This window comes from Haloferax elongans ATCC BAA-1513, assembly GCF_000336755.1.
GTDB lineage: Archaea > Halobacteriota > Halobacteria > Halobacteriales > Haloferacaceae > Haloferax > Haloferax elongans.
In genome coordinates, this window is sequence record NZ_AOLK01000019.1 from 160,279 (window position 1) to 180,193 (window position 19,915).

General features: G+C 61.7%; 21 protein-coding genes. 13 read left to right on the forward strand and 8 right to left on the reverse strand.

What is annotated here, in order from left to right:
• Window positions 1-10: 10 nt before the first annotated feature.
• The gene (locus tag C453_RS11645) at window positions 11-475 is read right to left on the reverse strand and encodes a MaoC family dehydratase (protein WP_007541022.1); all 465 of its coding nucleotides are present in this window, start codon (window positions 473-475) and stop codon (window positions 11-13) included.
• A gap of 94 nt (window positions 476-569) precedes the next feature.
• Between C453_RS11645 and C453_RS11650 the strand changes: the two genes are divergently transcribed.
• Window positions 570-977, forward strand: coding sequence for a PaaI family thioesterase (locus C453_RS11650; RefSeq protein WP_008324718.1), 408 nt, complete (start codon window positions 570-572; stop codon window positions 975-977).
• 90 nt (window positions 978-1,067) lie between these two features.
• On the opposite strand, the gene paaK is transcribed toward C453_RS11650, so the two are convergent.
• A complete protein-coding gene (gene paaK, locus C453_RS11655) occupies window positions 1,068-2,357 on the reverse strand; it encodes a phenylacetate--CoA ligase PaaK (protein ID WP_049907657.1) in 1,290 nt (429 codons plus the stop codon).
• A gap of 100 nt (window positions 2,358-2,457) precedes the next feature.
• Here paaK and C453_RS11660 point away from each other — a divergent pair, with 100 nt between their 5' ends.
• Both C453_RS11660 and C453_RS11665 read left to right on the forward strand, forming a co-directional pair.
• The gene (locus tag C453_RS11660) at window positions 2,458-3,621 is read left to right on the forward strand and encodes a thiolase domain-containing protein (protein ID WP_008324720.1); all 1,164 of its coding nucleotides are present in this window, start codon (window positions 2,458-2,460) and stop codon (window positions 3,619-3,621) included.
• Window positions 3,618-5,060, forward strand: coding sequence for a zinc ribbon domain-containing protein (locus tag C453_RS11665; protein ID WP_008324721.1), 1,443 nt, complete (start codon window positions 3,618-3,620; stop codon window positions 5,058-5,060). The genes C453_RS11660 and C453_RS11665 overlap by 4 nt, the downstream gene beginning before the upstream one ends.
• Before the next feature lie 27 nt (window positions 5,061-5,087).
• On the opposite strand, the gene C453_RS11670 is transcribed toward C453_RS11665, so the two are convergent.
• Complete coding sequence (locus C453_RS11670; RefSeq protein ID WP_049907678.1) at window positions 5,088-6,239, reverse strand: thiolase family protein; 1,152 nt, start codon at window positions 6,237-6,239, stop codon at window positions 5,088-5,090.
• A gap of 85 nt (window positions 6,240-6,324) precedes the next feature.
• Between C453_RS11670 and C453_RS11675 the strand changes: the two genes are divergently transcribed.
• The 3 genes from C453_RS11675 (at window position 6,325) to C453_RS20835 (ending at window position 8,653) form a co-directional block, all read left to right on the forward strand.
• The gene (locus C453_RS11675) at window positions 6,325-7,209 is read left to right on the forward strand and encodes a 3-hydroxyacyl-CoA dehydrogenase family protein (RefSeq protein WP_008324723.1); all 885 of its coding nucleotides are present in this window, start codon (window positions 6,325-6,327) and stop codon (window positions 7,207-7,209) included.
• Window positions 7,206-8,018: an enoyl-CoA hydratase/isomerase family protein gene (locus C453_RS11680; protein ID WP_008324724.1), complete on the forward strand. Its 813-nt coding sequence runs from the start codon at window positions 7,206-7,208 to the stop codon at window positions 8,016-8,018. Before C453_RS11675 ends, C453_RS11680 begins: the two co-directional genes overlap by 4 nt.
• Before the next feature lie 503 nt (window positions 8,019-8,521).
• Entirely contained in the window at window positions 8,522-8,653 is a 132-nt protein-coding gene (locus C453_RS20835) for a hypothetical protein (protein WP_275039771.1), read from the forward strand.
• On the opposite strand, the gene C453_RS11685 is transcribed toward C453_RS20835, so the two are convergent.
• Entirely contained in the window at window positions 8,640-9,407 is a 768-nt protein-coding gene (locus C453_RS11685) for an IclR family transcriptional regulator (RefSeq protein WP_008324725.1), read from the reverse strand. The two genes, C453_RS20835 and C453_RS11685, sit on opposite strands and share 14 nt — an antisense overlap.
• Window positions 9,408-9,531: 124 nt before the next feature.
• Here C453_RS11685 and C453_RS11690 point away from each other — a divergent pair, with 124 nt between their 5' ends.
• The 3 genes from C453_RS11690 to C453_RS11700 all read left to right on the forward strand — a co-directional run bounded on the left by C453_RS11690 (window position 9,532) and on the right by C453_RS11700 (window position 12,600).
• A complete protein-coding gene (locus tag C453_RS11690) occupies window positions 9,532-9,852 on the forward strand; it encodes an EthD domain-containing protein (protein ID WP_049907658.1) in 321 nt (106 codons plus the stop codon).
• 7 nt (window positions 9,853-9,859) lie between these two features.
• Window positions 9,860-11,554: a thiamine pyrophosphate-binding protein gene (locus C453_RS11695; RefSeq protein WP_008324727.1), complete on the forward strand. Its 1,695-nt coding sequence runs from the start codon at window positions 9,860-9,862 to the stop codon at window positions 11,552-11,554.
• 101 nt (window positions 11,555-11,655) lie between these two features.
• Window positions 11,656-12,600 carry an NAD-dependent epimerase/dehydratase family protein gene (locus tag C453_RS11700; protein ID WP_008324728.1) on the forward strand — a complete coding sequence of 315 codons (945 nt, stop codon included), beginning with the start codon at window positions 11,656-11,658 and terminating at the stop codon, window positions 12,598-12,600.
• A 58-nt stretch (window positions 12,601-12,658) separates the two neighbouring features.
• On the opposite strand, the gene C453_RS11705 is transcribed toward C453_RS11700, so the two are convergent.
• The 3 genes from C453_RS11705 to C453_RS11715 all read right to left on the reverse strand — a co-directional run bounded on the left by C453_RS11705 (window position 12,659) and on the right by C453_RS11715 (window position 13,917).
• Window positions 12,659-12,847, reverse strand: a complete 189-nt coding sequence (locus C453_RS11705; protein ID WP_008324729.1) for a hypothetical protein — start codon at window positions 12,845-12,847, stop codon at window positions 12,659-12,661.
• 64 nt (window positions 12,848-12,911) lie between these two features.
• The gene (locus C453_RS11710; RefSeq protein ID WP_008324730.1) at window positions 12,912-13,280 is read right to left on the reverse strand and encodes a cupin domain-containing protein; all 369 of its coding nucleotides are present in this window, start codon (window positions 13,278-13,280) and stop codon (window positions 12,912-12,914) included.
• Between the two features lie 43 nt (window positions 13,281-13,323).
• Window positions 13,324-13,917 (reverse strand): HD domain-containing protein, encoded by a 594-nt coding sequence (locus tag C453_RS11715; protein WP_008324732.1) that lies wholly within the window; start codon window positions 13,915-13,917, stop codon window positions 13,324-13,326.
• 262 nt (window positions 13,918-14,179) lie between these two features.
• On the opposite strand from C453_RS11715, the gene C453_RS11720 reads away from it, so the two are divergent.
• The 3 genes from C453_RS11720 to fer all read left to right on the forward strand — a co-directional run bounded on the left by C453_RS11720 (window position 14,180) and on the right by fer (window position 17,105).
• Window positions 14,180-15,430, forward strand: coding sequence for a M24 family metallopeptidase (locus tag C453_RS11720; protein WP_008324733.1), 1,251 nt, complete (start codon window positions 14,180-14,182; stop codon window positions 15,428-15,430).
• A gap of 365 nt (window positions 15,431-15,795) precedes the next feature.
• Window positions 15,796-16,269, forward strand: coding sequence for a type IV pilin (locus C453_RS11725; RefSeq protein WP_008324734.1), 474 nt, complete (start codon window positions 15,796-15,798; stop codon window positions 16,267-16,269).
• A gap of 125 nt (window positions 16,270-16,394) precedes the next feature.
• Entirely contained in the window at window positions 16,395-17,105 is a 711-nt protein-coding gene (fer, locus tag C453_RS11730) for a ferredoxin Fer (RefSeq protein ID WP_008324735.1), read from the forward strand.
• A 50-nt stretch (window positions 17,106-17,155) separates the two neighbouring features.
• Here the strand turns inward: fer and C453_RS11735 are convergent, their stop codons facing one another.
• Entirely contained in the window at window positions 17,156-18,922 is a 1,767-nt protein-coding gene (locus C453_RS11735) for an acyl-CoA dehydrogenase family protein (protein ID WP_008324736.1), read from the reverse strand.
• A gap of 164 nt (window positions 18,923-19,086) precedes the next feature.
• Here C453_RS11735 and C453_RS11740 point away from each other — a divergent pair, with 164 nt between their 5' ends.
• Window positions 19,087-19,914: a carbon-nitrogen hydrolase family protein gene (locus C453_RS11740; RefSeq protein ID WP_008324737.1), complete on the forward strand. Its 828-nt coding sequence runs from the start codon at window positions 19,087-19,089 to the stop codon at window positions 19,912-19,914.
• Window position 19,915: the final 1 nt, after the last annotated feature.

The window sequence follows — 19,915 nt, forward strand, 5'->3', positions numbered from 1 at the left end:
GGGGTGCCGATTACTCGGCGTCTTTCCGCTTGATGAGGAACTTCATGTCGCCTTCGAGGACGACGGTTCCGTCTTGCTTTGTCATCTCCACGTCGATAGTGACGAGACCGGCGTCCTCGCGGCTGAGTTCCTTCTGCCCGGTGACGACCATCGTCTGCGAGAGTGTGTCACCGATGAAGACCGGGTTCGGGAGGTCCATGTAGTTCATGCCGAGGAAGGCGATGGCAGTGCGCTCGACGATGCCGGAGCGGTAGACGAATCCGGTCGACTGGACGAACGTCATCGGCCCGTGAGCGATGCGCTGGCCGAACTGGGTGTCTTCTGCGTACTCTTTGTTGGTGTGGAGTTCGGTCCAGTCGCCCGAGAGCGCGGAGTGCATCATGAAGTCCGCCTCGGTGACCGTGCGACCGACGCTCTCGAACTCTTTGCCTTCCTCGAAGTCCTCGAAGTAGTGCGGCTCGTAGCTGTATGCCATATCTCCCCGTCACCCTCACTGAATAAAGAATTTTACATACTTATCATTCCTGACAGTCGGTGCCTACTTGACCGATGACGATGTGTGTGCGTGTATGCCAAACTCCGACGAGCAGGCAGCGATACGCGAGCGTGCAGCCAACGACCCATTCTGTGCTCGCGTCGGCATCGACCTCGCTGACTTCGGCGAGGGATACGCGGAGACGACGCTCACACTCGATGAGGACCACTTGAACTTCCACGGCACGCCACACGGCGGCGTCGTCTACACCCTCGCAGATGCGGCGTTCGCCGCGGCGTCGAACAGCCACGGCGATGCGGCGTTCGCCCTAGAGACCAATATCTCCTATCTCGCCGCCGCAGAGGTTGGTGATACGATTCGCGCCGTCGCCGAAGAGACACACCTCGGCGGCCGAACCGCGGAGTACGAAGTCGTCGTCTCCGACGAGTCGGGTGACAGAATCGCCACCTTCCGCGGGCGCGTCTACAAGCCCAGTCGGTGAGCGTTCAGGTGCGAAACCGGTCGGTGACCCCGGTCGGTGAGACTGTAGGCACGAAACGGAGACACGAGAACCGAAAGACGAGTCGCGCCGTTACTGACCGCGGTGGTCGTAGACGCGCTGGACCTTTCCGACCTCCGTGCGGGCGATGTTCCCGTACTCGACGAGGTCGAGTTTGTCCGGTGTAAACGATAGCACGTTCGAGAGGCGCTTCTGGATACGCGACGTGAGGTCGCTTCGGGAGCCATCGAAGTCCTCGGCGAGTTCGACGGTTATCTCTAGTTTGTCGAGGTTGTCCTCGCGTCGGATGTCGATGCGGTAGTGGGGCGCGATTTCGTCGAATTCGAGGACGACTGACTCGACTTCGCTGGGGTAGAAGTTGACCCCGCGAACGATGATGAGGTCGTCTGCGCGACCGGTGATGTTGTCCATGCGGACGCACGTTCGGCCGCACTCGCAGGTGTCGTAATTGAGGGTCGTCAGGTCGCCAGTGCGGTAGCGCAGCACCGGAAGGGCGTCCTTGGCGAGCGTCGTCAACACGAGTTCGCCCTCTTCGCCTTCTTCGACTGGGTCGCCGGTGTTCGGGTCGACCACTTCGGGGTAGAAGTAGTCCTCCCAGATGTGGAGGCCGTTCTGTTCTTCGCACTCGATGGAGACGCCGGGGCCGACGATTTCGGAGAGCCCGTAGATGTCGATTCCCTTCACGCCGAGGCGTTCTTCGATTTCCTCGCGCATCGGCTCGGTACAGGGCTCTGCACCGAAGATGACGACACGGAGCGGGAGGTCCTTGATGTCGTAGCCCATGTCGTCGGCGACTTCTGCGAGGTACAGCGCGTACGACGGGGTACACGAGATGGCGTCGCTTCCGAGGTCGGCGAGCATCTCGACCTGTCGCTGGGTGTTGCCACCGCCGATGGGGATGACTGTCGCACCGAGTTCTTCGATACCCTGGTGGAGACCGAGACCTCCCGTGAAGAGGCCGTAGCCGTAGGCGTTCTGCACCACGTCGTCTGGCCCGAGTCCCGAGGCGACGAGACAGCGCGCGACGGCTTTGCTCCACACGTCGAGGTCGTCCTGGGTGTAGCCGACGATTTTCGGCTTGCCTGTCGTCCCCGACGAGGCGTGGATGCGGACCACGTCGTCCATCTCTCGGGCGAACATCCCCGTCGGGTAGTGGTCGCGGAAGTCCTCTTTCGTCGTGAACGGGAGCTTCGAGAGGTCCTCGACGCTCTCGATGTCGTCCGGTGTGAGCCCGTGCTCGTCGAACACCTCACGATAGAACTCGACGTTCTCGTAGGCGTTCTGCACTGTCTTTTGGAGACGCTCGTCTTGCACCTCGCGGAGTTCGCTCCGCGGAGCGGTCTCCATGCTATCGAATACCATGTACAGTTGAAGTCGATGATTGAAAGTGATAAAAATGATGCGGTCGTTTCCTCCTGTTTCCGGGCGAACCTATATCGCGGGGGACACGCAAGCCACTATCATGCGAGATGCGTACATCGTCGGAGCGGGCCAGTCGAGCTACGGCGCGTTCCCGGACGAGAGTTATCGGTCGCTGTTTGCGACCGCGTTCGAAGAAGCACTCGACAGCGCTGGTGGGATTTCCTCCGGCGACGTCGACGAGGCAGTCATCGGGTCACTCGGCGTCGGCGGGCGGCAACTCGGGCTGTCCGGTCCAGCAGTCACGGAGCACGTCGGACTCCACGGCGTCCCCAGTTCCCGCATCGAGAACGCCTGCGCGGCGAGCGGGTACGCCGTGAGACAAGCTGTGCAGGCCGTCAAAAGCGGCATGGCCGACGTTGCACTCGCGGGCGGGTACGAAGTCATGACCGACATGAGCGGCGACGTGGCGAAGTACTGGCTCGGTGTCAGCGGCGAGACGGAGTGGGAGCGACTGACCGGAACGACGTTCTCGGGCGTGTATGCGCAGATGGCCTCGGCGTACATCGACGAGTACGACGCCTCTCCCGACCACTTCTCGAAGGTCGCGGTCAAGAACCACGCCAACGGCGCGAAGAATCCGAAGGCGCACCTCGGATTCGAGTGCTCGCTGGAGGACGCACAGAACGCGCCCGTCGTCGCCGACCCCCTCAATCTCTATCACTGCTGTCCGACCTCCGACGGGGCCGCAACGGTCATCGTCGCCAGCGAAGACGTAGCCAGCACGTGCGACGAGGCGGTCCGCGTCGCGGGCGTCGGCGCAGCCTCCGAGCGCGTCGGACTCTTCCAGCGCGACAGCTACACGTCGATTCGGTCGTCTGAGCAGGCCGCCTCACAGGCCTACGAGATGGCCGGTCTCGGTCCCGACGACATCGACTTCGCCGAGGTTCACGACTGCTTCGCCATCGCCGAACTCCTCGCGTACGAAGACCTCGGCTTCTGTGAACGCGGCGAAGCACCTCAGCTGCTCGACGAGGGCGTCACCGACCTCGACGGCGACTTCCCAGTCAACCCCTCGGGCGGTCTGAAGTCGAAGGGCCACCCAATCGGCGCGACCGGAGCCGGACAGGTCGTCGAGGCATTCAAACAGCTCACGGGCCACGCTGACGACCGCCAAATCTCCGACGCCAACGTCGGCCTCACCCACAACGTCGGTGGTTCAGGTGGCGCTGCTGTCGTTCACGTCCTCGAAGGAGGTGTGCTATGACTGGTATCGCAGGTGTCGGCGCGTACGTACCGCGGCTCTATCTCCCCGCCAAAGCCTACCGTGAGGCGTGGGGCAAAGGCGGCGCTGCTGGCGTCGAGCAAGTTGCCGTCGCCGACGCGGACGAAGATACGCTGACGATGGGAACTGAAGCTGGCCGACGCGCCCTCTCAGCAGCCGGTGTCGACGCCGACACGGTTTCCCACCTTGCGTTTGCAACGACGACGCCCCCAGCCGACGAGGAGGAAGCAGTGGTTCGCCTCGCGTCGCTGCTCGGTGTTCCATCGAACGCGACGATGCGGCAGTACGGCGGCGGAACCCGAGCCGGTGCTGTCGCACTCGCGGCAGCGCGCGATGCGGCGGGACCAACCCTCGTCGTCGTCGCCGACAACCCGGCAGGTGCACCCGAGAGTGACGAAGCGGCTGGTGCGGGCGCAGGTGCCGCAGCGGTCGTTCTGACCGACGATGGGCCACTCACAGTCGATGCAGTCGGTGAGTACAGCGACCCATCTCCGGGTACCCGGTTCCGTCGTCGTGGGAGCACGGAGACGGAGTCAATCGGCATCACTCAATACGAGCGCGACGCCTACACGTCCACAGTCGGTGGCGCGGTAGATGCACTCGACGCCGATGTCTCGGATGTCGATGCGGCGGCACTCACGGCCCCTGACGGGAAACTCCCCTATCGGGCCGCACGAGCACTCGGCGTCTCGACCAAGACGATTGCTGCTGGGACGGCCGTCTCGCAGACTGGCGACACTGGCACGGCAGGTCCCTTCCTTGGCCTCGCGTCAGCTCTCGACGACGGAGCCGAGTCGGTCCTGCTCGTCGGCTACGGCGGCGGTGCGGGCGCGACTGCACTCACCCTCTCGGCTTCCAGTGACGTCCCGGTGGATGCAGTCTTCGACGGCGACGTGGAACTCTCCTATGCCGAAGCACTCCGGCGACGCGGGACTATCACCGGCGAGGAACCGGAAGGCGGCGGCGCGTACGTCAGCGTCCCAACGTGGGCGCAGACGATTCCGCAGCGTCACCGCCTCGTCGCTGGTCGGTGTCGTGACTGCGGCGCGCTCTCGTTCCCGCCCGAAGGCGCGTGTTTCGAATGCGGCTCACTCGATGGGTACGACGAGACGCGGCTTCCAGGAACCGGGACGGTCGAGGCTGCGACGGTCATCGGTCAGGGTGGCGCACCACCCGAATTCGTCGAACAACAGCAGCGCTCCGGCTCGTTCCCTGTCGCGGTCGTCGCCCTCGATGGTCCAGATGGGGACGCCGGAGACGCCGGAAACGACTCGGTGAGTATCCCGGCACAGGTCGCGCACACGCCGGCAGAGACACCCGATATCGGCGACCGCGTCGAGGCTGTTCCCCGGCGTATCTACGAACAGGAAGGCGTGGTTCGGTACGGGTTCAAGGTCGTCCCGACCGAGGCGCGACGGTAATCGACCAGACGACTTTCCTCGTTGTTTTTAGCGCTCAGGTCGCTCGAACACGGTCGCGACGCCCTGTCCGAACCCGACGCACATCGTTGCGAGTCCGTACCGCCCACCGCGGCGGTCGAGTTCGTGGAGGAGCGTGGTGGCGATACGCGCGCCGGAGCACCCAAGCGGGTGGCCGAGTGCGATTGCACCCCCGTTGACGTTCAGTATCTCGTCGTCGATTCCGAGTTCACGCTTACAGTAGAGACTCTGCGAGGCGAACGCTTCGTTGAGTTCCACGAGGTCGATGTCGTCGATAGTCAGTCCCGCTTTGTCGAGTGCGGCGCGCGTGGCTGGGACGGGTGCAACGCCCATCTCCTCGGGGTCGACACCGACGACGGCGCGGGAGACGACCCGACCGAGGACCGACAGGTCGTTCGCGTCGGCGTAGGATTCTGCCGTGACGAGTGCGCCTGCCGCACCGTCAGTCAAGGGTGACGCGTTGCCCGGCGTGACTGAGGCCGCGTCGTCGTCCGCGAAGACGGTGGGGAGGTCCGAAAGCACCTCCATCGACGTGTTCGCCCGCGGGCCTTCGTCGTACTCGACGACGCCGTCAGGTGTCTCGACGGGGACGATTTCGTCGGCAAACCGGCCACTTTCGCGCGCGTCGATAGCTCGCTCGTGCGACCGCAGGGCGAACGCGTCCTGGTCCTCGCGTGAGACGTCGTATCGACGGGCGACGGTTTCGGCCGTCTTCCCCATCGAGAGCGTGTCGCCGCCGTCGTAGCGCTCTTCGAGAACCGGATGCAACCAATCGGAGAATGGGATTCGAGTCATGTGTTCGACGCCCGCGATTGGGTAGACTGCGCCATCGCCCGATTCGACGGCGCGGGCGGCGTCGTTCAGTGTCGTCAGCGACGACCCACACAGCCGCGAGAGAGTCGCACCCGGTATCGACTCGGGAAAGCCACCGGCCAACAGCGACTGTCTGGCGAGGTTCCGTCCCTGTTCTGCTTCTTGATTCGCACAGCCGAGACGGAAGTCAGTCCACTCCTCCGGTTCGATGCCAGTTCTATCGACGAGCGCGTTCAGAACCGCGTTGACGAGGTCCTCGGGATAGAGGTCTGCGAATCCGCCTTCCTTCTTCGCCTGTGGCGTTCGAACCGCATCGACGACTACCGCGTGCTCACGCTCACTGCTCATGTCTGTTGTGTCTGCGGGCATTCGCCTTGAACCTTCGTCAGAAGAAGGCAAACGATTATGATGGTCCCCGAACCCATTTTCGGTGATGAAGATTTGCGTACTCGGAGCCGGCACGATGGGACACGGCATCGCCCAAGTGTCCGCAATGGCCGGCCACGACGTGACGATGCGCGATATCGAGGACGAATACGTCCAGAACGGATTGGACGCTATCGAATCGAACCTCCAAGGCGGCGTCGACAGGGACAAGGTGACGCCCGAAGAGAAGTCGGCGACGCTCGACCGACTCTCGGGGACGACGTCGCTCGAAGACGCCGTTTCGGGTTCTGACCTCGTCGTCGAAGCGGTGCCGGAAGACATGGAACTCAAGCAGGAGACGGTTCGAGACGTAGAAGCGCTCGCCGACGCGGACACCGTCATCGCGTCGAACACGTCGTCGCTCTCTGTCACCGAGATCATGAGCGCGCTCGACGACCCGAGCCGCGGCATCGGACTGCACTTCTTCAACCCGGTCCACATCATGGCGCTGGTCGAAGTCGTCGTCGCCGAGCAGACCGCGACTGAGACGCTCGAATTCGCCCGCGACTACGTCGAAGGCATCGACAAAACGGTCGTCGAAGTCGGTGACGCGCCCGGCTTCGCCTCCTCGCGTCTCGGCGTCGCACTGGGCGTCGAAGCGATGCGCATGGTTCAGGAGGGCGTCGCGTCGCCCCGCGACATCGACACGTCGATGGAACTCGGGTACAACCACCCGATGGGGCCAATCGAACTCGGCGACGTCGTCGGTCTCGACGTTCGACTCGGCATCCTCGAATACCTCCGCGAAGAACTCGGCGAGCGCTTCCGCCCACCGCAGATTCTCAAGCGGAAGGTCCGCGCCGGAAAACTCGGCAAGAAGACCGGTGAAGGGTTCTACGTCTGGGAAGACGGCGAAATCGTCGGTGTCAGCGAGGACGTGATGGACCGATGAGTGAGGTCCAGTCCGTCGCCGCGGAGTGCGAGACAGTGAACGTCGCCGTCGACGACAGAGTCGAAGGCGTCACGACTGTCACGCTCTCGCGCCCCGACGCCCGAAACGCGCTGAACGCGACGCTCCGTGCAGAACTCAAGCGCGTCCTCGACGCTATCGAGGAGAGTGACACCCGCGTGGTCGTCCTCACCGGGTCCGACGAAGCGAAGGCGTTCGTCGCCGGCGCTGACGTGAAAGAACTCCGCGAGCGAGACATGCTCGAACAGCGCGAAGCGAGCAAGCGGCCCCGTGTGTACGAATACGTGGACGACCTTCGCCAACCGGTTATCGCGCGCATCAACGGTCACGCGCTCGGCGGCGGGTGCGAACTCATTCAGGGCTGCGACGTGCGCATCGCCCACGAGCGAGCGAAAATCGGACAGCCGGAAATCAACCTCGGAATCATGCCCGGCGGTGGCGGCACCCAGCGACTCCCGCGGTTGGTCGGTGAGGGGCACGCGATGCGCCTCATCCTGACCGGTGAACTCATCTCCGCGGACGAAGCCGCCGATATCGGCCTCGTCGACGAGGTCCACGGCGAGGACACCTTCGACGACAGAGTGTACGAACTCGCCGGGATGATGGCCGAAAAGAGCCCTGTCGCGCTCGAATACGCGAAGAAGGCAATCAAGGCCGCCTCGCGGATGGACCTCGAACAGGGAATCGAGTACGAGGCAGAACTGTTCGCGCAACTGTTCGCCTGGCCCGACAAGGACGAGGGAATCGACGCGTTCTTCGAAGACAGAGACCCCCAGTGGGAAGACAGATAGCGTTCGAATAATTCGAACACCACCTCTAGTACTGCTTATCGAACGTACGTTGCTCTCAGCACCGTTGTACGGTAGAAGAGTTGATGGACTCGTGGAGTCGGGCGAAATGGTGCTCGTTCCTCTACTTGTGATTAGCTAACAGGGATACTCCAACGGAAGTGCACTGTTCCACATATTCGAACGAGCGTCCGTGCTGGTAGAACGACCGTACGAGCGAGAGGAACAGCCGTTCGATAGGTGAGAACTGCCACGAGGCTAGCTCTACGCTCCCACGTCAGGTGACTATGCTGTACAGACGACAATCGACACTGTGGCTATTACACCCATACAGTCGTAAATGACATCTTAAAATTACGACTGGCAATCGAGCCAATACATTACAAACGTACGTCTGTAATGTTTATCGAGAGCCCTGACAATTTCCCCACAATGTTCATTATCGTACCTCACAAATCTGTTCGAACTATTCGAACGGCTGTCCCACCATCATAGAGAGGACAATTATGGCTCTGAAACCTGAGGAACGACCAGAATTGGTTGATACGAGCGTCGAAGACGGCGACAAACGCTCCGAACCGATGTTCGAACAGTTCGAACAGTTGTTCAAGCTATTCGCTCGAATCAGGAGAAACTGAGGTTGATTTCGACCTCGTTGGCCGCCCCGAGGAGGAGGTTCGCGAGTTCGTCTTCCAACCGGTCGTCTGTGAGTCGATTCGACGGCCCTGAGAGGCTAATCGCACCGACTGGGTGGCCGGCTTGGTCGGTGATAGGAACACCGACTGCGTGGAGTTTCGGAACGATTTCTTCGCGGTTGAGGGCGAATCCACGGTCTCTGATAGTCGCTAACTGCTCGAAGAGTTCGTCTCGCTCGGTGATGGTCGCGTTCGTCTTCGCCGGGAGGCCGTGTTGGTCGATTATCTCGTCGACGCGGTCGTCGGAGAACGCAGAGAGAATCGCTTTCCCGGCGGCGAGCTGGTGGAGGTACGACCGCGTGCCCTCACGAGCGGGCGTCCGAACCGAGTGCTTGCCGCCAGCACCGTAGAGGTGGTAGCCCCGACCCTGTTCTTCAGTCACGCACCACACCTTCTCGCCGGTCTGTTCGGCGAGTTCGTCGACTTTCGGTTTCGCCACTTCGTAGAGATTGTGTTGGTTACGTGCGTGGATACCGAAGTCGAGGAGGCGAAGTCCGACCCGATAGCCATCCTCGTCGAGGACGACGTATCCCTCCTGTTCGAGCGTCTTCAGGTGTCTATGGACGGTACTCTTCGCGAGGTCTAGCTCCGAGGCGAGGGCCGTCGGCCCGAGCGTGCCCTGCTCTTTGAGACGCTCGAGAATGGCGAAAGACGTTGCTGCCGTCTTCACTGGGCGGCGTTGTCGGTCAACTGTCATCGTTTGTCATCTGTAGTCGACCGTAATAAGTGTTGTTCGCACTATTCGAACGCTTGTTCGATTTGTTCGAATAATGCGAACCGGCGATAGAGCAAAGTACCACCCAGTATGATACCTGAGGTGCATGATTAAATTGGTAAATTTGGTCGTCCGCAAGGATGAGTACACACACGAGGAGTTCGTCGAGCGATGGACTGGCGAGCACGCTGACCTCGCGAAGGACCTCCCGGGCCTCAAGAAGTACGTGACGAGCCTTCCCACGGCGCCCGAGCGTTCGGAGTACGACGGCATCGTCGAACTCTACTTCGAAGACATGGAGTCGCTGAAGGCGGCTTTTTCCTCCGAAATCGGCGAGGCAGTCAACGCCGACGCAGCCGAATTTATCGACATGGAACAGGGTCCGACGGAGTACGTCGAAGAGACCGTGCAACTCGACAGGTCGTGAAGTTCTCATGGACACGAGCGAACGACTCGTCGAGAGTCTCGAGCGACTCGGCGTAACGCGTATCTTCGGCTACCCCGGCGGCCGAGTCATCGAACTGTTCGACGACTTGCCGGAGTCGAGTATTGACCTCGTCCGACCGCGTGACGAGCGTGAGGCGAGCGTCATGGCCGAGATGCACGGCCGACTCACTGGTGGACCCGGAGTCCTCGCCGGACAGGGACCGTGGATTGGAAGTCTGGGACTCATCGGACAGATGGAAGCCCGTCTCGCATCGTCGCCGATGGTCGCCATCACCGAAGCCTCTGAGCGCGGTGACTACTCGACTATCGCGCCCTACCAGCAGTCACGCGGTGACTACGGCGGTCTCGACCTACCGAACATCCTCGATTCGGTCACCAAGGAACACTGGTTCCCGCGGACACCGAACGAGACGATTCGAAGCCTCCAACTCGCGTTCAAACACGCCGTTGCAGGTCGCCCCGGCCCGACTGCGGTCATCCTCGACGGCGACGCGATTACAGAGGAGTTCCCCGAGGACTCGATTCCACCGGTGTGGGACGAAGAGACCCAAACGCGGATGTGGAAGGCTGCGCCGACGCCACACGACGTGGCGGCCGCGACAGAGGCCCTCGAATCGGCCGAGCGGCCGGTCATCATCGCTGGAAACGGTGTCCACGCGGCGAACGCCTACGACGAACTGCAAGACGCTGCTGAAGCGTACGAGGCGGCAGTCGTCACGTCGTATCTCGGCAAGTCCACGTTCCCTGAGACGCACCGACTCGCAGGTGGCGTCATCGGCTCGTTCGGCCACGAGGGAGCGAATCAGGTCGTAAGCGAGGCAGACGTCCTCCTCGTCGTCGGGTGTCGGATGAACCCGATGGACACCAACTGGCAGGCACCAGACTTCATCCGCCCCGACGAGCAGACGATTATCCACGCCGACATCGACCCCCGGAACGCCGGGTGGGTCTATCCGGCCGACGTGGGCCTCATCGGTGACGCGGCAGAGTCACTTCGCGAACTCGCCGCCAGCGGTGGCAACGACAACGAGTGGGCTGAAGACCGCGCCAGCGACGCCCGCGAGTCGTTCCACGCGCCCGAGTGCGAATCCGACGCGACGCCGATTCTCCCGCAACGCGCCGTCAAAGAAATCGAACGCGTCGTCGACGAGGACACAATCGTCACCGCCGACTCGGGGAACAACCGCTTTTGGCTCCTGAACTACCTCCAAGTTCCGGCGGTCGGAACCTACTACGGCTCTGGTGGCGTTGGCGGCATGGGCTGGGCGACGCCCGCGGCAGTGTCCGCGGCGCTCGAAACCGACAAACACGTTATCGGCGTCGCGGGCGACGGCGGCTTCTCGATGACGATGAACAGCGTCGAGACGGCCGTCGAGTACGGTGTCGCGCCGACGTTCGTCGTCCTGAACGACACCAGTCTTGGGATGGTCCGACAGATGCAACACGGCCCGGACGACATCTCAGGAGTCGAGTTCCACGACACCGACTTCGTCCGCGTCGCAGAAGCGTTCGGCGCAATCGGCGTCCGTGTCGAGACGCCCGACGAACTCGGTGATGCGCTCACAGATGCGGCGTCGAACGACCTTCCGACGGTCATCGACGTTCGTATCGACCGCGAGCAGGACATGGCCGAGACGCTCCAGTCGTCGTTCTACGCCTCGGTAGGCGGACTGCACGAATAGTTCGCCCCGGCCGGACACCCACTCCGGTTTCCCGTAGCAGTCCGGGAAACACTTTTCTCGCATGCAGGTAGACCTATGATAGCATGTCATCATCGACCGTGTTGGTCACCGGTGGAACCGGGTTCATCGGTTCCTACGTCGCACAGGACCTCCTCGAAGCGGGACACGACGTCGTCGCGTACGACCTCTCGACGGACCCGCGAATTCTCGAAAAACTCGGCATCGCCGACGACGTAACCATTCGACGGGGCGACGTGAGCGACCCGACAGACGTCTTCCGGGCGGTTCGCGAGACGGGGACGACACACATCGTCCACCTCGCTGCGCTGCTGACGACGACGGCGCGGGAGAACCCGCGCGCCGCGATGGACGTGAACATCGCGGGGACGAACAACATCTTCGAGGCGGCCCGAGCGCTCCCCGACCAAGTCGAGCGCGTCGCGTGGGCGTCTTCCGCCGCGGTCTACGCACCGCCAGCGAACTACGGCAACGACTTCGTTACCGAATCCGACCTCGTCTATCCCGACACGCTCTACGGGGCGACCAAGGAGTACAACGAGCACCAGGCACGCGTCTACTACGAGGACTTCGACGTCTCGCACGTCGCCATCCGGCCGACTGTCGCGTATGGTCCGTATCGAGAGACCGGTGGCTCTGCGTTCCTCGCGAACATCGTCGAAAAGCCCGCTCTCGGAGAGTCGTTCAGCGTCGAGTACGGCGACCAAGTCATCGACTGGCAGCACGTCCGCGACATCGCACAGGGCTTCAGACAGGCGGCGTTCACCCCGGACGAAGAACTTTCCCAGCGTGTCTACAACGTACGCGGTGAACTCGCGACGATTCGCGAGGCCGCAGAGGCAGTCGAGCGAATCATCCCGGACGCCGACCTGACGGTCTCCGACGAGGGCGAGTTGCCGTGGACGCAGAAACTCGATATGACGAAGGCAAAAGAGGACCTCGGGTACGAACCCGAGTACGACATCGAATCGGGCTTCCGCGACTACATCAACGTCTTGCGAGAAGAAAACGGACTGGACCCGGTCTGAGGCGCGCGGTCGGGGGGTCCGACAGTTCGCCGACTGCTAGCTGACTGTGAGCCGACTGTTAGTCGGTCTTGGGTTCGAGACCCAGCAGGTCGCGGATGTCGTCTGCCGACAGCAGGTCGACGAGACTCTCACCTTCCTCGTACTGCGTTCGCTCCTCGTCGGTGAGATACTCGTCTAGTTCGTGCTCTGAGAGCAATTCCTCAAGTCGGTCGTCGATGTCGTCGGGGTCGTAGCCGGGAATGACCATACTACAATACATGTCGCTTGGAAACAAATAACATAGTGGTCGGTCCCAGTGTCTGGACACGCGTTCAGTCCACGACGACACCGTCGTCTTTCGTGTTCGGTGCGCCGACCACGAACACCTCGCCGTCTTCGAGACAGTGAAGTTGTCGCAATTGGTCGGGCGAGACCACGACCACGTCGCCGGTTTCGAGTTCCAGTGACTCCTCCTTCGCTTCCTCGTCGTCGAAGAAGTCCATCTCGAATCGCCCCGAGAGAACGTGGTACAGTTCTTCTTGCTCTTTGTGCCAGTGTTTGGTGCTGGTCTCGCCTGCCTCGTACACCCACACGTTCGGCCGCATCTGCTGTGGGCGCAGTTCGTATCCGACGGCGCGGACGTGAAGCCCGTTCATTCCTTCGTGCAGTTCGAGGTCGCCGATGGTGACGCTGTCGTACATCCACCACGAATACGGCGGGAGATCCTAAAGGACTACGTGCTGCTTACTGGGTCTGTGAGTACTGTTCGACCCACTCTTGGAGACTGATACCCATCGCAGCCTGCGTAATCGCGTTCGACGACGCCGAGTTTGCGCTCTTGACGAGTTCTGCTTCGAGCGTCCGCGTCGGTATCTCGCCGATGAAGTGCGGAATCGCCCGCTGGACAGCGAGCGGGCAGCCAACTTCGTGAGCGAGCGCGTACCCCGACAGCGAATGCGGAATCTCCTCGGTAGCGTACTCGGGGTCCGGGTCGTCGAGGACGTCGTCGTCGACGAAATCCACGTACTCGTAGCACTTTCCCACGTCGTGCAGCAAGCAGGCCGCGCGGACGACGTCGAAGTCGGGGGCAGCGCCGTGGAAGTCGCGCTGTTCTTCGGCAGACTGAACGGCGATTCGAGTCACGCCGCGGACGTGCTCGACGTTCGTGACCTCGTGGATATTCCACGCGTACGGGACGTCTTCGATATCTCTCCAGCCGCCGCGTTCGAGTCCCAAACACCACGCATCGATGACCTGTTCTCTGAGACTGTCGTCTTCGATGTCGTCGAGTTCGGGGAACGCAGTTTCGACCTGTTCGCGATAGTCGATATTGCTCATCGCGTATTCACCGGCTCCTCCACACCAGTCGTCTCCTTCGTGCGCTCCGTCTCGTCCATACTGACACGCAAGGCTCTGTGCTCGTTCATGCGTACACTGTGCCGTCTACGCAGTGGGCAATAAATCATGAGGTGTGCTTGCACCACCCACAATACATCGTTCGGCCGTGACCACCGATGTATGCGAACCCCCTGCCGTCTACAACAATTTAATATGACGTTCGCGTGAGGTACAAACCATGCCTTTCCACGAACGGGAATTCATGAGTGGAACCCGCGGAACGATGGCCGTCGATTGGGAGCAACGAATCGACGTGAAACGGATGCGCGAAGAGCGAAAGGAGCGCGCGTTAGAGCGGATGCGCGACGCCGGCCTCGGAAGCATGCTCCTCATCGACGACCCCAACATTCGGTACGTGACCGGTCTCGCGATGACGGGCGGGTCGGGCGCGGACCACTACTCGCTGCTGATGGAAGACGGCAACGTCGTCCACTGGGACACTGCCGACCATGCGAGCAATCAGAAGTACAACTGTCCGTGGCTGAACGACATCCGGTATGCGTGCCCTGGACTGGGGAACGTTCCCCGGGCGTCCGGCCGCGACTCGGCACGGTCGTTCCTCATCGACAAGATGGCACAGACCGTCGTCGACGCGCTCGAAGAGTACGACCTTACGAGCGAGCCGATGGGTATCGACACCGGCCACACGGGGCTTCTCAACGCCTTCGAGTCCAAGGGCGTCGACGTTCGCCCCGCCGAGACTGCGCGCGTGATGGAAGACGCGCGAAAGACGAAGACCGAAGACGAAATCGAGTGTCTTCGGCAGGTTGCTGCCATCTGCGAGGCCGGTTTCCAAGCTATCGTCGAGAACGCGAAGCCGGGCAAGCGCGAGTCCGAAGTCTGGGGTGACGCAGTCCGCGAACTCTGGCGACACGGCGCGATGGCACAGGGCGGGTACATCACCTCCGGGCCCAACACGTGGCCGAAGCACCAAGCCAACACCACAGACCGGATGATTCGTCCGGGAGACCTCGTCTACGCCGACTTCTACAACATCGGCTACCTCGGCTACCGGTCGTGTTACTACCGGACGTTCTCGATGGGCGAACCCACCCAAGAGCAGAAAGACGCCTACGAGACGGCCCGCGACAACCTCTACGACGTCCTCGAAGAAATCGAACCGGGGAAGACGACCGACGAGATTGCGATGGCGTTCCCCGACATGGAGGGCGAACATGCCGACTGGTACGGTGCGGACGAACACTGGCAGATGACGACCAACCACTGGGCACACGGGCTTGGCCTCCAACTGTACGAAGTCCCACTCATCTGGCGTGGCCTGTCGCCCGACCACCCCATCGAAATCGAGGAAGGCATGACCATGGCCGTCGAGACACAAGAACCGGCAGGGAGGCAGGGCGTCCGCGTCGAGGAGATGGTCGTCGTCCGCGACGACGGCGTCGAACTCCTCAGTCAGTGGCCCGTCGAAGAGATAACTGTCGTCGACCACTGACCCCGTCGCTCGCGTCGGAGACAACTGCTGTCGAGGTCCCAAACAATATGGCAGATATATTACTGATTTACCAGGTGTGAGATGAAGTTGGTTCCCCATACATTTTACAAATTGTAGAATTTGTATATATTAGGACCCAGAACACACATCCTTTGCATCTCGTTCAGTGTTTCGAGTTCAAGAGCGTCAAGCAGAGTTTAGTAATTTATGTGGTATTTTTGCAGTTGGTGTCTGCTAGCGTCCCGTGTCTGGAGACACGTTGCCACCGAAAGTACGGGATATCAGACTGTACCAAAGCACACAAATACTCGTACGCGGTCACGTAAGCCAGAAACGCAGCCACGTACGTCGTGGACGAACACTCTATGAACGTCTCACAGCTTTTCACGGACGACGACGCCGTCTCGTCGGTGTTGGGGGTCGTCATCCTCGTCGTAATCTCCCTGACGCTCGCGTTGACCATCGGCATCTTCGTCTTCAACAGCAGCGAGCAGATTTCCGACGAGAAGCCCGAAGCATCGTTCGAGTTCGAGTTCCAGAGCGACGCATCGACGCCGATGCTGACGATTCGACACGAATCCGGGGAGCCCGTCCCCGCGGACCAGCTGACGGTCACCGTCGACCAGACGAACGTGTCGCTGTCGCCCACCTACGAGTTCGACCAATCGTTCTCGGGGACAGTAGAGACAGGAGCGACCGCTGTCGTCACCAAAGGGTCCGCTGGGTCGACGTGGGAAGGCGAGACCGTCCAGGTCGTCTGGACAGCAGATTCTGGCACAGAAACGGCTGTTCTCGGGGAAATAACCGCGCCGAAGGCTGCCGGGGAGTCGGCGGCGTAATCGACGATAGAGCGCTCGACGCGACGCGGCACTCGGTCTTTTCCATTCGGACGCTGGAGCAAAAACACTGCTGGAACCCCGCCCGGTCACGAAGCTTATACTGGTGAATTCCTTACAGCGCCTCTGTGGACACCCCGTTCGAAATCCTCGGTCTCGACCCCGATGCCGACGAGGACGACCTCGTCGCCGCCTACCGAGAGCGTATCAAAGCGGCACACCCAGACCACGGTGGCTCAGCAGAAGAGTTCCGACGCGTTCGAACGGCCTACGAAGCCATCAAAGAGGGGTACACGGCAGAAGACCACGCTACAGACCTCCAGCGGGCCGCAGAAGAATCCGGGGCAGGTGAGGAAAGAGAGGGTGCAACAGAGACCGAGCGCACGGATTCCGCGGCGGCCGCAGCAGGCCGACCAGAGGGTGTGCGTGTCGAATACCTGAGCTACGCCGCCCTCGACGACTTCGGCTGGACGATTCACGACGACGACCTGTTCGAGAAAGCCGCCGAGGAAGACCTCCGAGCCGAGGATTACGGCGAGATATTCGTCTCGCCCCGCGATACGCTTCTCGAAGCGGCCCAAGAACACGGACTCGGCTGGCCATACGCCTGCCGCGGTGGTGCCTGCGCAAACTGCGCCGTCGCCGTCGTCGATGGAGACCTCGAAATGCCAGCAAACCACGTCCTCTCGTCGGAGATGATGGACAACGGGATTCGCCTGTCGTGTATCGGGACACCCGTCACAGACGACATGAAAGTCGTCTTCGACATCAAACACCTGCCCGGTCTCGAAGAACTCCGCCTGCCGCCACAACAGGCGAGGCGGATGTCCAGCGACTGACTCCCCATCTCTTCTCTCGCATCGGTCTCTACACAACTCACTACTCTCACTCAACGCGCCTTGGTCTCTGCCTCGGCGAGTGCATCGGGACTGAGTGGTGCATGCCGAACGACCGCGTCGAAGTACGCTAACGGGAGCGCGTCGCCGTCGGCGATACCTCGGCCAGGAGCGTCGAGCAGCGTTTGTTCGACGAACCACTCCGCGACGACCGCCTTTCGGGCATCGTTCGACGCGTCGAGTTCTCGCTGGGCGTTCGCAACGAGGAGGCTCGCAGTCACGACGTCGAAGACGTAGTTCGCGAGTGTCTTCGCTTCGTGTTGGGCGTATTCGTCGTCCGCATTTGCGAGTGAGACGAGTGCGTGCTGCAACGACTCGAACTCTTCCGAGACAGACGCAGCGAGAGGGTCGAGAACGGGGTGGTCGGCGGACGAGAGAAGCGACTCGACGTACGGAAGCAGTGCCTCGTGGGTCTGTTCCCGCCCGAGCGTTCGAAGCAAGTCAAGCGAGAGGATGTTAGACGTCCCTTCCCAGATGGGGAGCACCTGCGCGTCGCGGAAGAGACGGTGCGTCACGAAGTCCGAGACGTAGCCGTTTCCGCCCTGAATCTCCATCGCGTACGAGGCGGTGTCGACCGACATGCGAGCAGTTCGAAGCTTCGCAATCGGCGTGAGCGTACGCATCAACTGATACGTCTTCTCGTCGTCGTGGTCGCGCTCGTATCGGTCGAGCCACTTCCCGGCCTCCATCGCAAACGCGAGTGCCGCCTCGTAGTCCACCGCCATGTCGAAGAGGTCGCGTTTCATCAGCGGATACTCCTGCACGGGGGTGCCGAACGCCTCGCGGTTCGCGGCCTTGATTTTGCTCTCCAAGAGCGCCCGTCCCATGATACCGACAGCCCCGACCGCGTTGGTCACGCGCTCCCAGTTGAGCATCGTCGTCATGTATTTGAACCCCTGCTCTGGCTCGCCCACGAGGTAGGCTTCCGCACCGCGGAATTCGACTTCACCCGTGGGCACGCTGATGGTCCCGAGTTTGTCTTTGAGTCGCCGGTAGAGTTGGTCGTTCAACTCCCCGTCTCGCGTCCGGTGCGGGACGAGAAAGAGTGAGAGTCCGGCGGTTCCCTCGGGAGCGTCAGCGCGGCGCGCAAGTGCGAGTGTCCCCTCGGCGTCGATATTGCTGCAGAACCACTTCTCGCCGGTCAGTTCGTACGTTCTTTCGTCCACCAGCTCGGCAGTGGTCTCGATAGCCCCGACGTCACTTCCTCCTTGCTCCTCGGTGAGGAACATCGCACCTTCGATGACCGACTCGGAGGACCGACTCGTGAGTCCCTCGAAGTAGTCGTCGAGGAAGCCATCGTCGTGGTTTCGGAGGACGAGCGCGGCCCCGGCCGTCATCGAGACCGGACAGACGAACCCGGCGTCGGCGTACGAGAGCAGCAACTGCATTGTGAGCGTGTGGGCGAGTCCAAGCGGCTCTTTTCTCCCCGACGGAGGGTCGAACGCGTCGGCGACGATGCCCGACTCGTACGTGAGTCGTTCGTTTTCGTGCTGGGCTGGATGGTACTCCACGTCGTTCGAGACCGCCCCGTACTCGTCGTACGAGTGGAGTTTAGGACCGTTGTCGTCGATTACGTCGGCGTTGTCCGCGATGGTTCCGCCGACGAGTTCGCCGAATTCGTCGAGGCGACTCGCGGCCCACGAGAACTCGCTTTCTGGATACACCCGCCGGGCCTCAGCCCTAAGCGCAGGGTCGAGACGCCAGTAGTTGACGTGTCTGCCTTCGTCGTATTCGGCGTAGTCGTGTGGTGTGTCTGTCATACGTTATCTAAAAACACGATATGTGGTAAATGTAGTCTGAAACAACGGTTCGATTGTCGAGGGTTCTCGGCGACTGAGTCACGAGACAGTGCCAGTCCAGCCAAGGTGGGAAAGGAGAGCGTGATGGTGAATACCAAGACAGTCCAGTACGAACGACTCGTACGATGTCACAGTTCGTCGTCGCCGCGTGCCAGATGGACTCGAAAGGCGACAAACAGGACAACCTCGACCGAGCGCTGTCGTTCGTCGACGAGGCCGCTCGCGCCGGTGCAGACCTCGTCACGTTCCCGGAGATGGTCACGTACATGGGCGACAGAGACCGCTATCCCGACGTTGCGGAGCCAGCCGCCGGGCCGACAGTCCAGCAGTTCGCCGAGAAAGCGCGTGAACACGGCCTCTATGTCCACACTGGGAGCTTCTTCGAGCAAATCCCCGACTCCGAGCGCGTGTACAACACGTCGGCCGTTATCGACCCCGACGGCACCGTCCTCGACACCTATCGGAAGGTCCACCTCTTCGACATCGAACTCGAAGGGAGCGTCGAACAACAGGAGTCCGCCTACGTCGCACCCGGCGATGATATCGTCACCGTGGAGACCGACCTCGCGACGCTCGGCCTCTCGATTTGTTACGACCTCCGGTTCCCGCGTCTCTACCAAACGATGGCACAGCAGGGCGCGAACGTGTTTCTCGTCCCGGCCGCGTTCACCATGTACACCGGGAAGGACCACTGGGAAACGCTTCTTCGGGCGCGAGCAATCGAGAATCAGGCGTGGGTCGTCGCACCGGCCCAGATTGGCGACAAACCAGCCTCGGAACCAACCTATGGGCGGACGCTCGTCGTCGACCCATGGGGGAACGTCGTCGCCAAGGCGTCGGACCGCGAGACGATGCTCACCGCGACCATCGACCTCGAATATCTCGAAGACGTTCGCCGCGACATGCAGACGCTCCAGCACGCCCGACCGGACGTGTATAGAGAGTCGGATTGAT

What these genes read in the sequence shown, in the direction of transcription:
- C453_RS11645 (WP_007541022.1), bottom strand. Translation starts at nt 475, where the DNA reads ATGGCATACAGCTACGAGCCGCACTACTTCGAGGACTTCGAGGAAGGC.
- C453_RS11650 (WP_008324718.1), top strand. Translation starts at nt 570, where the DNA reads ATGCCAAACTCCGACGAGCAGGCAGCGATACGCGAGCGTGCAGCCAAC.
- paaK (WP_049907657.1), bottom strand. Translation starts at nt 2,357, where the DNA reads ATGGTATTCGATAGCATGGAGACCGCTCCGCGGAGCGAACTCCGCGAG.
- C453_RS11660 (WP_008324720.1), top strand. Translation starts at nt 2,458, where the DNA reads ATGCGAGATGCGTACATCGTCGGAGCGGGCCAGTCGAGCTACGGCGCG.
- C453_RS11665 (WP_008324721.1), top strand. Translation starts at nt 3,618, where the DNA reads ATGACTGGTATCGCAGGTGTCGGCGCGTACGTACCGCGGCTCTATCTC.
- C453_RS11670 (WP_049907678.1), bottom strand. Translation starts at nt 6,239, where the DNA reads ATGAGCAGTGAGCGTGAGCACGCGGTAGTCGTCGATGCGGTTCGAACG.
- C453_RS11675 (WP_008324723.1), top strand. Translation starts at nt 6,325, where the DNA reads ATGAAGATTTGCGTACTCGGAGCCGGCACGATGGGACACGGCATCGCC.
- C453_RS11680 (WP_008324724.1), top strand. Translation starts at nt 7,206, where the DNA reads ATGAGTGAGGTCCAGTCCGTCGCCGCGGAGTGCGAGACAGTGAACGTC.
- C453_RS20835 (WP_275039771.1), top strand. Translation starts at nt 8,522, where the DNA reads ATGGCTCTGAAACCTGAGGAACGACCAGAATTGGTTGATACGAGCGTC.
- C453_RS11685 (WP_008324725.1), bottom strand. Translation starts at nt 9,407, where the DNA reads ATGACAGTTGACCGACAACGCCGCCCAGTGAAGACGGCAGCAACGTCT.
- C453_RS11690 (WP_049907658.1), top strand. Translation starts at nt 9,532, where the DNA reads ATGATTAAATTGGTAAATTTGGTCGTCCGCAAGGATGAGTACACACAC.
- C453_RS11695 (WP_008324727.1), top strand. Translation starts at nt 9,860, where the DNA reads ATGGACACGAGCGAACGACTCGTCGAGAGTCTCGAGCGACTCGGCGTA.
- C453_RS11705 (WP_008324729.1), bottom strand. Translation starts at nt 12,847, where the DNA reads ATGGTCATTCCCGGCTACGACCCCGACGACATCGACGACCGACTTGAG.
- C453_RS11710 (WP_008324730.1), bottom strand. Translation starts at nt 13,280, where the DNA reads ATGTACGACAGCGTCACCATCGGCGACCTCGAACTGCACGAAGGAATG.
- C453_RS11715 (WP_008324732.1), bottom strand. Translation starts at nt 13,917, where the DNA reads ATGAGCAATATCGACTATCGCGAACAGGTCGAAACTGCGTTCCCCGAA.
- C453_RS11720 (WP_008324733.1), top strand. Translation starts at nt 14,180, where the DNA reads ATGAGTGGAACCCGCGGAACGATGGCCGTCGATTGGGAGCAACGAATC.
- C453_RS11725 (WP_008324734.1), top strand. Translation starts at nt 15,796, where the DNA reads ATGAACGTCTCACAGCTTTTCACGGACGACGACGCCGTCTCGTCGGTG.
- C453_RS11735 (WP_008324736.1), bottom strand. Translation starts at nt 18,922, where the DNA reads ATGACAGACACACCACACGACTACGCCGAATACGACGAAGGCAGACAC.
- C453_RS11740 (WP_008324737.1), top strand. Translation starts at nt 19,087, where the DNA reads ATGTCACAGTTCGTCGTCGCCGCGTGCCAGATGGACTCGAAAGGCGAC.